Genomic DNA, 12921 nt, shown 5'->3' with positions numbered 1-12921 from the left:
ACCCAACCCGTCCACCGAGCCGCGGCAACTCCAGATTTTAGCCGTGGTGGATGACTTCACACGCGAGTGCTTGGCGCTGGTGGCCGACACCTCGCTGTCCGGCACCCGTGTCGCCCGTGAGCTCGACGCCCTGACCGCCCGACGCGGCAAGCCGCTGCTGGTGGTCAGCGACAACGGGACCGAGTTGACCAGCATGGCAATCCTGCGCTGGAGCCAGGAGCACCGGGTCGAGTGGCACTACATCGCCCCCGGCAAACCAATGCAGAACGGCATCGTGGAAAGCTTCAACGGACGGCTCCGGGATGAATGCCTGAACGAGACGCTGTTCGCGTCGCTGTCTCACGCGCGAACCGTCCTGGCCGCCTGGAGGGAGGACTACAACCATGTACGGCCGCACTCCGGTCTCGGTGGCGCCACGCCCGCCGAGGTCGCCGAGGCCGCAACGCAAGCCGGGCTGGGGCATGCCCCAGCCCGGCTTGCCATCACAGCCCGCTTCGGGCATCACAACTCACAGAGACTCTCCCAATGACCGGAGGAAACTTCGGTCTCAGGTCACGATTCCAGCCGCTGTGTCATGACATGTCACGACATGGCATGACATGCACCTAATCTTGCCTGCACAAAACGTCTGTCGCATCGACCGCCTAATGGGGGTTGGGCACCCACGCCGCAATCCCGGATTTCGGTCACCGAACCCTAGAGTCCAACCTTCGTGGGCAAACGACAACCCTATGTACGGACGGCGGCGGGAAATGCATCCGATCGCCACCCACGGCTCAGAAATCGTTCGGAATCCAGACCTGTCCCTTGGTCAAAGGCACGTCTGGAGGCACGGCTTCCAGAGCCGGGTTCAGGTCGTAGATGCGCTCCAGCTGGACGCCGTGCCGCTGCGCCGCCCGCGCCAGGGTTTCGTCGTCCCGGATGTCGGCCACGCGCCGCCGGGCGTCCGCACGCGGCTTGACGGGGGCCGCCTTGGGGCCGCTGGAAGCCGCCTTGGGCGGGTCCTTCGGCTTGTCCGGCGCTGGGGCGGATGCGGCGGGCAGCCCGGCCAGACGCTTGGTCAGCTCCGTCTCCGCCGCGCTCAGCCTCTCCAGCGTCCGGCCGGCCTGGTCCAGCATGTCGGCGAAGCGGCGCATGGCTTCGGGGTCGACCGAAGGGGTCGGCGCCGTCGGAACGGCGATGAAGGGTGGCGACGCTGGAGCCGGTGCGGCGTCCGGCGGCGGCAACGCCGGCGGCGGTGACGGCGAGCGGTCGACCGGCTTGGCCTCGGCCGCGGCCTTTTCCGGCACCGCCGGCGCCGATTGCCCTCCGAAGGCCGGCGATGGTGACGCCGCCTCGGCGGGCGGCAACGAGGCCACCTCGATGGCTGCCGCAGGCGCTGTGGTCGGGGGAGCCGCGAGGCCGGGAAGCACGCTGCGACCGGCATCGCCCTCCCCTCCGGCGGACGACAGCCCAAGCAGCATCGGCGCCCCCCGGCTGTCGGCTTCGCTCGGTGGGGCCGTGACGCCGTTGCTCTGGGTCATGACGACGCCGAGGATGGCCATGGCCGCGGTGCTGGCGATAAGGACCATAGCGGCGTTCCTGGTGCCGCGCAGAACCGCTTTGCAGAAGCGGTCGACCCTGCCGCCCAGCGTCGACTGCGGCGAGGCCGGCGGCGCTACGTGCCGATCGGCGCGGACATCGGTGCCGGACCGGTCGGCGGCATCCGGAGTGGAAACCGTTCCCGGGATATTCCCGGCACCTCCAAGGCGGGCGCTCGGCGACGCATGAACCGGCGTCGCCGTCGTCCGCGCGGACGGATGTTCCGCCGCCATCCGCTCCGCCTGGAGCAGACTGTGCCGCGCCGCCTCCAGAACCCCCTCCAGCTCGGTGATCCGCGCGTGCGCCGCGCCGAGCGCCTGGTCGGCCACGGTCAGGCGGCGCTGCAGATCGCCGGCATGGGCGGCGTTCTCCTCGCCCCGGCGCCGGACGTCGGCGAGCGCCGCCGCCTTCTCCTCGCTCTGACGCCGGGCATCAGCGAGATCCGCCGCCATCTCGCCCAGGCGGCGCTCCAGCTCCTGCAGCGCGCCTGGCGGATGAAGTTCGACGTCGCCCGGCCCGTCCTTCAGCAGGGCCGTGACCAGCAATCGGACGCTCGTCGCTCCGTCGCGCACCAGATTGGCGGCGCGCACGCTCAGCGGGTCGCCGACGACGGCCAACCCCTGATCGGCGGCGAGCAAGTCCAGCAGACCGGCGGCGTCAGCCTCGCGGTTCTCCCGCGACAGGGTGGCGAGGCGCTGCGCCATCTCCTTCGCGGGAGCCGTTCCCTTGAAGTTCAGGCGGTGAATGCCGCTGTCGCCGCCGTCGGGCGGTGGACGCGGCGCGTCCATGGCCTCCGTTGAACGTGATGATCGCTTTGCCATGCCGGGGCTGTCTGAAGAACCGATGGCAGTACGGTAGCCGGGGTCGGCATGGGCCTTCGAGCACCGGCGGGAGGCTGGGCGCCCAATTTTTCGAGCTGGGCGCCCAAAAATCGGAGCCGGATCGGAAAAACTGTTCCCGATCAGTGGGTTGCTCTTGGGCGCCCAACTTTCCGAAGCGGGCGCCTGAATGAAGAGGTTGGGCGCCCAACATTCCGACGTGGGCGCCCAGCGTTTGGACGTGGGCGCCCACTGGGCGCCCAACGAAACGCGATGGGCGCCCAAGCATCCGGCCAAGATCGGAAAAGTCGTTTCCGATCATACGGTTACGTTTGGGCGCCCAGGTTTTCGAGCTGGGCGCCCAATGGGCGCCCAGAGATCGGGGCCGGATCGGAAAAACTGTTTCTGGTCAGTGGGTTGCTTTTGGGCGCCCAACATTCCGAAGCGGGCGCCCACTGGGCGCCCGTCGACTCAGTCCAGGCGCCCGCTGGGCGCCCAATTTTTCGATTTGGGCGCCCAGAGTTTGGACGTGGGCGCCCAACATTCCGAAGTGGGCCCCAGTGTTCGGAACCGGGCATTTTTGCCGAGCGCCGCCCGGCGAGGCATCCAAGCCAACCGCTGGGGCTCGATTGGCGGCTGCAATGACGGGTATGGTCGACGAAGCCACCTCACCATCCCGGACCCCGACGTGTCATGGTGCCCTTGACCGCCGCCTGCATTGCCGCCGTTGCATTCACCTACGCGCCGCTGCTCGGCGATCCCCCTTCCCTGGTGGAGCAGGACCTCTACACGCTCTTTGGCGCCGAGCGCGGCCGCGTTGGCGAGTGCGTTCCCAACAAGGACCGGAAGACCGGGAAGATCACGTCGTGGGACTGTGGACCGTTCCAGATCAATACCGGGAACGGCCCAGCCCTCGCCAAGCTCTTCGGCACGACACCGGAGGAGGCCATGCGCCGGGTGACGAACGACGGGTGCCTGAACGCGCATGTCGCCGGCTGGCTGCTCGTCGAGAAGCGGCGGGCGGCCAAAGGCGACCGGCACGACGCCCTCGGCCGCTACAACAGCGCCACTCCGGGTATCAAGGAAGCCTATCAGGATCTGCTGGAGCGGAGACGCCGGCAGCTGTTCGGGGACGCGGCCGTTCCCGCAGCACGAGCCGACGGGACCACGTCCGGTGCGGCCCGTTAAGCGGGGCTTTCGAGCCGATGATCCTCGTCGATGGCGCTCCGCCGGGCTCGGCCCGACGCCCACCATTCCTTCGTGATCAATCCACATAGTCGCGCGACACTGGGAAGATGCGCCGCGAGCATGCCGCACTTCGGGCAACGTTCCCCTGGCAGGGAACCAGCCGACCGTGACGCCGGTCCGCCGGTAACATGGCAGGTCGAATTGCTTTCTGAGCGCATCCGGTACCGCCTCCCTGGATAAGAGTGCCTAACAGAACCATCTCTGGACGAAGCGCCAGCAGATGAGACTGGCCGCGATGTGGTGGAAGGCGGTGAAGATGTCGGCGCGCCGTTCGTAGCGGACGGCGATGCGGCGGAAGCGGGCGAACCAAGCCAGCGTGCGCTCGACTCTCCGCCGGACAATGTTGCCAAGTTTGGTCGTGGCCCTGGGGCGTTGGGGGCGGCGGCACGCGGAAAACGACCTCGACGTGGTCGCCGTCGATCTCAATCCGGCGAACCAGGGTTCGGATGATGTCGCGCTTGTCCTCCCAATCGATGCCGTCCAGCCCCTGGCGGACCCTGGTCGCGAACTCGTCCAGCCGGCCGATGATCACGGTCAATTCGCGTGCGGCCTCGACCGCCTCGGCGGCAAGCCGTTGGCGTTCCTCGACTTGGCCGAGGCGGCTGCGCAATCCGGCGACGCGAGGCTCAAACTCGGCGCGGTCGAACAGCCCTTCGGCGTAGCCGTCGATCAAGCGGCCGATCCCGCGACGCAGGCCGGCGGCTTGCCGGTCGAGCAAGGCGATGTCGTCGGCTTCGGAGGATCCGGTGGAGGGGGCGCTGAGCCGCCGACGGTACTCGTCTGCGACGCGGCCGGGATCCTCCAGCACGGCGCGCACTCGTTCCCAGACCGCGCCTTCCAGGAAGTCGCCGCGGATCTGTGGATTGTCGCACACAGCGTGCCCATCAAATCGGCCGCCATCGGTGCCGATGCAGCGGTAATAGCAAAGCTCGTCCTTGGACTTCTTCCAGTCCGAACGCGGCGCCGCCTTGCCGTAGTAAGCGTAGCCGCAGCGTCGGCAGACGGTCAGGCCTTGCAGCAGCCACCGTGGTCCTTTGAGGCTCTCCCGCTTGCGCCGACGATTTTCGTCCAGTTGCTCCTGCACCGCATCGAACACAGCTGGATCGACCAGCGCCGGCACGGGCACCTCGATCCACTCGTCGCGCGGCACCACCACCCGCGCGCTGGGCCGTTTGCATGGCAGCGGATGACCGCGCAGTGGACGCAACAACTTGGGGGGCGCCGTAACGTAGCGGGCGTGGCCGTAGATCGCCCGCCCAATGTAGGTGGTGTTGCGCAGCATGCCGTGGATCGTTGAGGCGTACCACAGCGCACCCCCACGGCGTGTCCGGCACCCGGCCTGTTTCAGGCGGCGGCAAACCTCCCGCAGGCTGACGCGCTCCAACCCCACCCAGGCGAAGATCAAGCGCACGAACCGAGCCTCCTCCGGGTCTACCTCGAACCGCGCTACGCCTCCTCCCGCGCCCTTGGGGACGTAGCGGTATCCGAAGGGGGCGGTGGTGAAGGCGCTGAGCAGGCCACAGCGGGCCGCATGGCGACGCCCGCGGCGGCCACGTTCGAGAATCTTCGCCCGTTCGTATTCGGCGATGACCCCTTGAACCTGCAGCAGCAAATCGTCTTCGGCGGTGCCTCCGAGTGGGTGGTTGAGAAAGGTAAGCTCCGCCCCACCGCGGCGGAACTCTTCGATCAGGAGGACTTGGTGCGCGTAGCGGCGGGCCAACCGGTCCGGCGCCAGAACATAGACGCGCTCGACCGCCCCGGTGGCGACCGCATCGTGCAGGCGCTCCAGCCCGGGCCGGAGCAGGACCGAGCCGCTGTAGCCCTCGTCCACGTAGGCGTCGTCGGGGTCCAGCTGACCACCGTCCGCGACGACCCGCTCGCGCAAGGCCGCCACTTGGCTGGCGATGGTGTTATCGCGGGCCTGCTGTTCGGTCGATACCCGCGCGTAAAGCGCAACACGGTGATCAGGCATGCTCACCTCCGCTGGAACGGAGCCGGTTGACCGATGGGGAGGGAGGAGGCTCCGTCGCGACGGTCATCTTGGCCATCGTCCGGCGGGGCACCGGTACGACCCGGCTGTACGCGGCAACCAGGCACTGCGGGGACAGCCGGGTGGGCTCGAACGTCTCCCGCACCTCCAAGTGATGCGAACTCCTCGGTCGGGGCATGCTGGCCTCCCGCGGCGGCGCGCTCGCCCGCCGCTTCCCGATGAGCTTTCAACCCGGCAGGGACGTTCCCATTGCAGCGCTGCCGCCGAAGTCGCCGACGTTCGAACCGAACCGACCACTCCCAACGCGAAATGGAAACATTGTACGAGCGATCACCACCCATCGGTGTCGGCCCAAGCGTTCACTGCTCTCGATGCCACGCCGGGCGATGCGCGGGATGATGGCTCGCCGACGCAACGATCGTCGGCAATGGGCGAAATCATAGCCCTTGTCGGCATGCAACTTGGCCGGACGGCGCCGTGGTCGACCAGCGCATTGGCGGATGGCCGGCACGGCATCGACCAGCGCTTCCAGGAACTTGCTGTCGTGCCGGTTGGCCGGCGAGATTTTCAGGGCGAGGGGGATGCCGTTGGCATCGACGAGGATGTGCCGCTTGGAGCCCGGCTTGCCGCGATCGGTCGGGTTCGGGCCGGTCTCCTCGCCCCCCTTTTTGCCGGGACGCTGGCGCTGTCCACCGCCGCGCGCTCCCAGTTGATGGCATTGGCGTAGCCGAGCCGGTCGAGCAGCACGCGGTGCAGTCGTTCCCAGACGCCGGCCTGATGCCATTCGTGCAGTCGGCGCCAACACGTCATGCCGGAGCCGCAGCCCATCTCCACCGGCAGCAGTTCCCAGGGAATGCCACTGCGCAGCACGAATAGGATACCAGTCAGCGCCGCGCGGTCATCCAGCCGTGGTCGCCCGCCTTTCGGCTTGGGAGGCTCCGGCGGGATCAGCGGTTCGACGAGGGCCCAGAGGGCGTCGGAAACAAGAGGGGCGGCCATCCCCCTTCAACAGCCCAGAACCGGTTTCGTTAGGCGCTCTAAGACACCTCCTCACTATTCTCAACGCCATCACGAGATCCGCTTCGCCATGGGAAAGCGCTTGACCCGCAACACAGTCGCTCAAGAAACGAAACCTTCGGGACACCCGGAGGCGGTTCCGCCGCCTCGCTCGAAGGGCGCTTGCGTCGGCCCGCCGTTCGGACGTATGACTGCCGGGCCGCCGACCAGGGAACCTTCCTGTGCAGGATTTCGTGACTTCCAAAACTTCCGGCCCGGCCACAGGGACGCCGTCCCGCCCGTCTCCCCGCCTGGTTCTGACCGCGGTCCCCAACTGGGGGCTGACCCTCACCGACCTCCGGCAAGGTCTGTCGATGTGGCGACTGTGGGGCGGCATGGGGTGGAACGACGTGTTGCAGCGTTACCGGCGCTCGCTTCTCGGGCCGTTCTGGCTCACCCTCAGCATGGCGGTGATGATCGGGACGCTGGGCTTCCTCTATGCCCATCTGCTGCGCACCGACGTCGCCGATCTGATGCCCTATCTCTGCCTGGGGCTTCTGGTCTGGGGGTTCCTCAGCAGCCTGCTGAATGAATCGGGCATGGTATTCGTCGGATCGGAAGCCTACATCCGGCAGATGCGCCTGCCCTTCACGCTGCATGTCTGCCGTTACATCTGGCGCAACCTGATCATCTTCGGGCACAACGCGGTGGTCTATGTGGTGGTGGCCGTGATCTTCGGGATCGTGCCGGGCTGGGCCTCCCTGCTCGCCGTTCCGGGGCTGCTCCTGATCCTGGTCAACGCCCTCAGCGTCGGCATGTTGCTGGGCATGGTCTCGACCCGGTTCCGCGACATTCCGCAGATCATCACCAGCCTGACCCAGGTGATCTTCTTCCTCACCCCCATCATATGGAAGCCGGAGATGCTGGGCGACCGCGTCGCCCTGGCGCTGGTCAACCCGGTGCACCATTTCATCGAGCTTCTGCGCCAGCCCCTGCTGGGGCAGGTGCCTTCGGCCCTGACCTACGCGGTCACACTGGGTTTCACCGCGCTGTCGGTGGCGGCGAGCCTGCTGTTCCTGCACCGCTTCCGCAACCGCATCGCCTATTGGATCTGAAGAGCGCTTCCGCGATGTCAGCCTCCATCTCGCTCCGTGACGTATCGGTCCATTTCTCGCTGTACCATGGTGGGTCGCGGTCGCTGAAACGCGCCCTGTTGTCCCGTGGGACGGCCGGGCGGATCGCGTCCGACGCCACCAACCGCATCTATGTGGAGGCTCTGAAGGACCTGTCGCTGGACATCCAGCACGGCGACCGGGTGGGGCTGATCGGGACGAACGGGGCGGGGAAGACCACCCTGCTGCGCGTGCTGGCCGGCATCTACGAACCGACCATTGGCCAAGTCGAGATCAACGGCCGGGTGACGCCGATGTTCGACATCGGGCTCGGCATGGACATGGACCAGAGCGGCTATGAGAACATCATCCTGCGCGGTCTGCTGATCGGCCTGTCCCGCGAGGAGATCAAGAAGCATGTCGCCGACATCGCCGAGTTCACCGAGTTGGGCGATTATCTCCACATGCCGTTGCGGACCTATTCGGCGGGGATGACTCTGCGGCTGACCTTCGGCATCTCGACCTGCATCGCGCCGGACATCCTGCTGATGGATGAATGGGTGGTCGCCGGCGATTCGAAGTTCCTGCACAAGGCCCAACTGCGGCTGGCCAACTTCATCCACCGCTCTTCGATCATGTTCCTGGCCTCCCATTCCAACGACCTGATCCGGATGTGGTGCACCAAGGCCCTGTGGCTGGAGAATGGCTGCCTGCGCGCGTTCGGTCCGGTGGACAGCGTCATGGACGAGTATCAGGCCATCTGCGACGACGCCGCCAAGGAGGCCGACGCGGCCGCCGGCCTGCCCGAGGGGTCCTCTCTGGCCGCGTCGGTCTGCCGGTTCTGAGACACCACCGGTCGGCCTCGGATCAGAGGCGCCAGAGCTGAACGCCATCCGGCTTGCGGGTGCGGTCGAGCATTCCCTTGACATCCATGACCAGGCCGCGGCCATCCTTCAGCACCCCGGTCACCAGATCCCAGCCCTCCGACCGGTACGCGGCATGGGGCACCGCCAGGACCACGGCGTCGGCCGGCGGCAGCGCCGCGCGCGGGGTGAGCGTCAGGCCGTATTCGCGGGCGGCCTCGTCTGCCGGAGCCAACGGGTCGTGCACGGCGACCTCCACGCCGAACCCGCGCAGCTCCGACACGATGTCGACCACGCGGGTGTTGCGGATGTCCGGCACGTCCTCCTTGAAGGTCAGGCCCAGCACGGTGACCCGCAAAGGCCCGGCCTGTCCGCCGCGGCTGCGCAGAAGCCGCTTGACCGTTTCCTGCGCCACATACTGTCCCATGGTGTCGTTGATCCGGCGGCCGGCCAGGATGACTTCCGGATTGTGGCCGAGCTGTTCCGCCCGATGGGTGAGATAGTAAGGGTCGACGCCGATGCAGTGCCCGCCGACCAGCCCCGGCTGGAACGACAAGAAGTTCCACTTGGTGCCGGCGGCCTCCAGAACATCGCGGGTGTCGATGCCCATGCGATGGAAGATCACCGCCAGCTCGTTCATCAGCGCGATGTTGACGTCGCGCTGGGTGTTCTCGATGACCTTGGCGGCCTCGGCCACGGCGATGGAGGGAGCCTCGTGCACGCCGACCTTCACCACGCTGCCGTAGACCGCCGCGACGAGAGCCCGCGTCCGCGGGTCCGAGCCGGAAACGACTTTGGTGATGGTTTCGAAGCGGTGCTCCCGGTCACCGGGGTTGATGCGCTCCGGCGAATAACCGACGGTGAAGTCCCGCCCATGGGTCAGACCCGATTCCGCTTCCAGCACCGGCACGCAGTCCATCTCCGTGGCGCCGGGATAGACGGTGGACTCGTACACCACCACATCGCCGCGTTTCAGATGGCGCCCCACGGTGCGGCTGGCGGCCAGCAGCGGGCGCAGGTCCGGGCGGTGGGCGTCGTCGATCGGCGTCGGCACGGTGACGATGTGAAAGTCGGCCCGTGCCAGATCCGCCGGGTCGTCGGTCAGGTGCAGGCTGGCCTCGGCCAGCTCTGCGCCCGGCACCTCGCCCGTGTGGTCGTGCCCGTTCCGCAGCGCCCCGATGCGCTGTGCGTCGATGTCGAAGGCGACGACGGGAGCCCCGGCCCGCCCGAACGCAACGGCCACCGGCAGGCCGACATAGCCGAGCCCGATGACCGAGATGTGGCGGGAATGGGTCATGACGAGAAGGCTCCGCAGTCAGAGAGGTGTGAACCGTGCCGGGTTTTCCGGAGGCCGGTTCGGTTGAGTGACGCCGCCATGACGGCGCCCTCGGTCCAAGGATGATAGCGCGAGAATGATGGCGCGCTTGGGCCTTGGCGACAGAAATGCCGCGGGGGGACCCCGGCCTCAGCCGGCTTGAAGATAGAAGCGCCCGATCACCATCGTCGGCACGGTCAGCAGCGTGGCGACGGGGAAGATCAGAACCGGGACCGCCGTTGCCAGCCGCAGCGCCGCCGGCGCGGCGATGGCCGGCATCAGCAGGCCGGCCGCCGCGGCGAGCGGCAGGAAGTAACGCCCCTGCACCCCCTCCACAAACATTCCGCCGACGCGCGAGAAGCTGAGATACTGGATCACGAGAATGCCAAGGAACGAGGCGCCCACGCTCAGCCAAGCGACGGCGAGCTGCCGCCGCGTCAGGCCCGGCGGACCCAGGACTTCGGTGACGCAGGCCAGCAGCAGCACCACGCCGGCAAGGATGTAGAACCAGGATGGGGCCGTGAAGGCCGCCTGCCCCCACCCCAGAAAGGCGATCATCATGACGTAGTAACCGTGGGTGTACATCAGGGCCGTGTTCCACAGCACCGTGAAGAGGGACAGCGGATCGGCGATCAGGTGGCGGAGTTGATCGCCCATCATCGGGACGATGCCGGAATGGGGTTGCGGCACCTGGACGTAGATGGCCACCCACACGATCCAGGCCAGCGTCGCCGCGACCGCGCCGCCAACCACGGTGAGGGCCGAGAAGCGGCCCGTCAGGCGCGGCGCCACGGAGGGCAGAAGAAGCGGCAGGATGAAGACCAGATTGGTCGGACGCGACATGGACAGCAGGGCGACCAGGACGGCGGCCCCCAGATACTCCGCCCCGGTCGCCGGTCGCCGGCCGCACATCGGGCGGGACAGCAGGGCGGCGAGCAGCACCCCGCCGGACAGCAGCAGCGCATCCTGCGAGCAGGAAGCGAACTGCGCGAGCGACATGGGCAGCAGCATCGTGGCGAAGATCACGAAGCGGCCCCGTGCCGCCAGGGCGATGGCGAGCGCGGTCAGGGACGCGGCAACCGCGCCGTTGATGAGCCGCCCCAGGATCAGCGTCGTCTCCACCGGCAGCTTGGCCGCCTTGCCGATCCAGATGGCCACGGTCACCGGAAGATAGAGGGTGGGAGGATAGACGGCGGTGTTGGGCGTGTTGGCGAACATGCGATTCCCGCTCCACGTCACCGCATGGGACCGGTCCTGCATGCTGCGGGTGACACGCTTGTCGGCCTCGGCCAGGATCGGCCAGTAGACCTCCAGCAGCGACAGAAGGCCGGTGTCGATCGTTCCTCCGGCGTCGAACGGTCCCGTTCGCCAGTTCAGGGGCGTTCCATGGCTCACCTGTTCGGCCCGCATGGCGTGGTTCGTCTCGTCCGGGTTCAGGTAGGCCGGCATCGTGATGGAGAGGAAGATCACCATGGGCAGCGCATAGGCGAGGAACAGCAGGGGCAACCCGCGCTCCAGCCGCGCCAGAATGGCCACGGAGGCCTCGGAGACCCGTTGAAATGCGGAATCGGTGCGCAGGAGGACGTCCATGGGGCTCACGTGGCGTAGTGAAGGGCGATCGTGGTGGGAAGGGTGGCGGCGGCCAGCACCGGCGTCAGAAAGGGGGCGCTCACCGACAACGCCGCCAGCGGCGCCGGCAGCCTCCAGTGCGGGAGAAGCAGGCCGAGGAACAGCGCCGGGGTCAGGAAGTAGCGTCCCTGCACCCCCAGGATGTGGGCGAAGCCCACAGGTGAGAAATCCAGATACTGGACCGTCATGATCAGCAGCCATGTGCCGGCCACGGCGATCACCCCCGTCCCGCGGAACAGCCCGTTGCCGCCGCTGGCGGTGTGGCTGTCCCGCAGCAGGGCGAGCCCGATCCCCAAGGCGGCGACGCCGTAGATCCAGCCGGGCAGGAAGACGTCGAGCAGCCCGAAGACGGCGACGGCCTGGAGGAGATAGCCGTGTCCCAGATCGGACATCGTCCGCCACAGGACAGCGCCGTAGGTGGCCGGGGACGTCAGGATGCCGGTCAACTGCTCCGTTATCGAATAGTGGAAGGGCGAGGCCCACCAGGGCACCTTGATCGTCGTGCCGGCATAGAGCGACCAGCCGGCGGTGACGGCGACCAGCCCGAGCGTCGGCAGGATACTCCATGGGGCGAGCGGGCGTCGGGCGAGCGCCCAGGGCAGAAGGGCGAGCGGCACCAGCGGTGGGCGGGTGACGAAAAGCAGCGCCAGCAGCGCGGTGATCCAGGCGATTTCCACGCCGGTGGCCGCCCGCCGTTCCGACAGGGGGCGGGAGGCCAGTGCGGCGGCGAGCGCCCCGACCGTGATCAGGAGCCCATCCTGCGATACCGCGGCATATTGTGACACCGCCGTCGGGAACAGCAGGAGCGTGGCCGCCACGGTCCTGCCGGTGCGGAACAGGGCGAGCGCCGTCACCAGGACCGCCACGGCGGCGAGGAGGTTCAGGAGGCGCGCCGCGTAGAAGGTCTGGTGGATGCTGGCCCCCAGCGCCTTTCCTCCGAGAATGGCGGTCACCGAGGGGAGATAGAAATAGGGGGGGTAGATCGCGGTGTTGCGGAAATCGATGGTCATCGCCGGGCCGCCCCATTTGATGGCGGCTTCGGGAAGCTCCCGGATGGACGGCGGAGGCGGGCTGCGGTTGATCTGGGCGCTGATGTAGGGAACGAACGCCGCCATCAGGTTGCCGTCGATCGTGCCGCCGGCCTCGGTTCGATCCGCGTCGATCCGGCGGCCCAGCAGCTCCCCCGGCTGATCTGTTCAGCCCGGTAGAGGTGGTTCATCTCGTCGGGGTTGTAAAGCGGCGGCATCAGGATGAGGAAGAGGAGACCGAGCGCCACCGTCACGGCCCCGGCGATCCAGGGCAGCCAATCCGGCCGCTGTGCGTCGTCTCTCATCGCCATCTTCCCGCTCCCGCTGGCGGCATCGGCCTG

At 67.8% G+C, this 12921-nt stretch carries 8 protein-coding genes and 4 pseudogenes; 4 read left to right on the top strand and 8 right to left on the bottom strand.

Annotated elements, in window-relative coordinates:
• Window positions 1–31 precede the first annotated feature (31 nt).
• Window positions 32–529 (top strand): annotated as a pseudogene (locus ACWPN7_RS34065) (integrase core domain-containing protein); the annotation flags it as partial.
• A 247-nt stretch (window positions 530–776) separates the two neighbouring features.
• On the opposite strand, the gene ACWPN7_RS34060 reads toward ACWPN7_RS34065, so the two are convergent.
• Window positions 777–2369 (bottom strand): hypothetical protein, encoded by a 1593-nt coding sequence (locus ACWPN7_RS34060; protein ID WP_459198167.1) that lies wholly within the window; start codon window positions 2367–2369, stop codon window positions 777–779.
• Window positions 2370–3092: 723 nt separating this feature from the next.
• Here ACWPN7_RS34060 and ACWPN7_RS34055 point away from each other — a divergent pair.
• A complete protein-coding gene (locus ACWPN7_RS34055) occupies window positions 3093–3587 on the top strand; it encodes a lysozyme family protein (protein WP_459198168.1) in 495 nt (164 codons plus the stop codon).
• A 246-nt stretch (window positions 3588–3833) separates the two neighbouring features.
• Here ACWPN7_RS34055 and ACWPN7_RS34050 read toward each other — a convergent pair.
• The 3 pseudogenes from ACWPN7_RS34050 to ACWPN7_RS34040 form a co-directional block, all read right to left on the bottom strand.
• Window positions 3834–3974, bottom strand: a pseudogene (locus ACWPN7_RS34050) (IS5/IS1182 family transposase); the annotation flags it as partial.
• A 496-nt stretch (window positions 3975–4470) separates the two neighbouring features.
• A pseudogene (locus ACWPN7_RS34045) lies at window positions 4471–5619 on the bottom strand (recombinase family protein); the annotation flags it as partial.
• Window positions 5620–5968: 349 nt separating this feature from the next.
• A pseudogene (locus ACWPN7_RS34040) lies at window positions 5969–6636 on the bottom strand (IS5 family transposase); the annotation flags it as partial.
• Between the two features lie 251 nt (window positions 6637–6887).
• On the opposite strand from ACWPN7_RS34040, the gene ACWPN7_RS34035 reads away from it, so the two are divergent.
• Window positions 6888–7748: an ABC transporter permease gene (locus tag ACWPN7_RS34035; RefSeq protein WP_200475616.1), complete on the top strand. Its 861-nt coding sequence runs from the start codon at window positions 6888–6890 to the stop codon at window positions 7746–7748.
• Between the two features lie 14 nt (window positions 7749–7762).
• The gene (locus ACWPN7_RS34030) at window positions 7763–8590 is read left to right on the top strand and encodes an ABC transporter ATP-binding protein (protein ID WP_459198169.1); all 828 of its coding nucleotides are present in this window, start codon (window positions 7763–7765) and stop codon (window positions 8588–8590) included.
• A gap of 22 nt (window positions 8591–8612) precedes the next feature.
• Here the strand turns inward: ACWPN7_RS34030 and ACWPN7_RS34025 are convergent, their stop codons facing one another.
• The 4 genes from ACWPN7_RS34025 to ACWPN7_RS34010 all read right to left on the bottom strand — a co-directional run bounded on the left by ACWPN7_RS34025 (window position 8613) and on the right by ACWPN7_RS34010 (window position 12885).
• On the bottom strand, window positions 8613–9905 hold the full coding sequence (locus ACWPN7_RS34025) for a nucleotide sugar dehydrogenase (RefSeq protein WP_459198170.1): 1293 nt from the start codon (window positions 9903–9905) through the stop codon (window positions 8613–8615).
• 168 nt (window positions 9906–10073) lie between these two features.
• Window positions 10074–11459 carry a DUF2142 domain-containing protein gene (locus tag ACWPN7_RS34020; RefSeq protein WP_459198171.1) on the bottom strand — a complete coding sequence of 462 codons (1386 nt, stop codon included), beginning with the start codon at window positions 11457–11459 and terminating at the stop codon, window positions 10074–10076.
• 59 nt (window positions 11460–11518) lie between these two features.
• The gene (locus tag ACWPN7_RS34015; RefSeq protein ID WP_492273755.1) at window positions 11519–12667 is read right to left on the bottom strand and encodes a DUF2142 domain-containing protein; all 1149 of its coding nucleotides are present in this window, start codon (window positions 12665–12667) and stop codon (window positions 11519–11521) included.
• Entirely contained in the window at window positions 12667–12885 is a 219-nt protein-coding gene (locus ACWPN7_RS34010; protein WP_492273754.1) for a hypothetical protein, read from the bottom strand. The genes ACWPN7_RS34015 and ACWPN7_RS34010 overlap by 1 nt, the downstream gene beginning before the upstream one ends.
• Window positions 12886–12921: the final 36 nt, after the last annotated feature.

This window comes from Azospirillum sp. UENF 312511 (assembly GCF_058780635.1).
This window is presented reverse-complemented; position numbering and strand designations above follow the sequence as displayed.

What these genes read in the sequence shown, in the direction of transcription:
- ACWPN7_RS34060 (WP_459198167.1), bottom strand. Translation starts at nt 2,369, where the DNA reads ATGGACGCGCCGCGTCCACCGCCCGACGGCGGCGACAGCGGCATTCAC.
- ACWPN7_RS34055 (WP_459198168.1), top strand. Translation starts at nt 3,093, where the DNA reads ATGGTGCCCTTGACCGCCGCCTGCATTGCCGCCGTTGCATTCACCTAC.
- ACWPN7_RS34030 (WP_459198169.1), top strand. Translation starts at nt 7,763, where the DNA reads ATGTCAGCCTCCATCTCGCTCCGTGACGTATCGGTCCATTTCTCGCTG.
- ACWPN7_RS34025 (WP_459198170.1), bottom strand. Translation starts at nt 9,905, where the DNA reads ATGACCCATTCCCGCCACATCTCGGTCATCGGGCTCGGCTATGTCGGC.
- ACWPN7_RS34015 (WP_492273755.1), bottom strand. Translation starts at nt 12,667, where the DNA reads ATGGCGGCGTTCGTTCCCTACATCAGCGCCCAGATCAACCGCAGCCCG.
- ACWPN7_RS34010 (WP_492273754.1), bottom strand. Translation starts at nt 12,885, where the DNA reads ATGAGAGACGACGCACAGCGGCCGGATTGGCTGCCCTGGATCGCCGGG.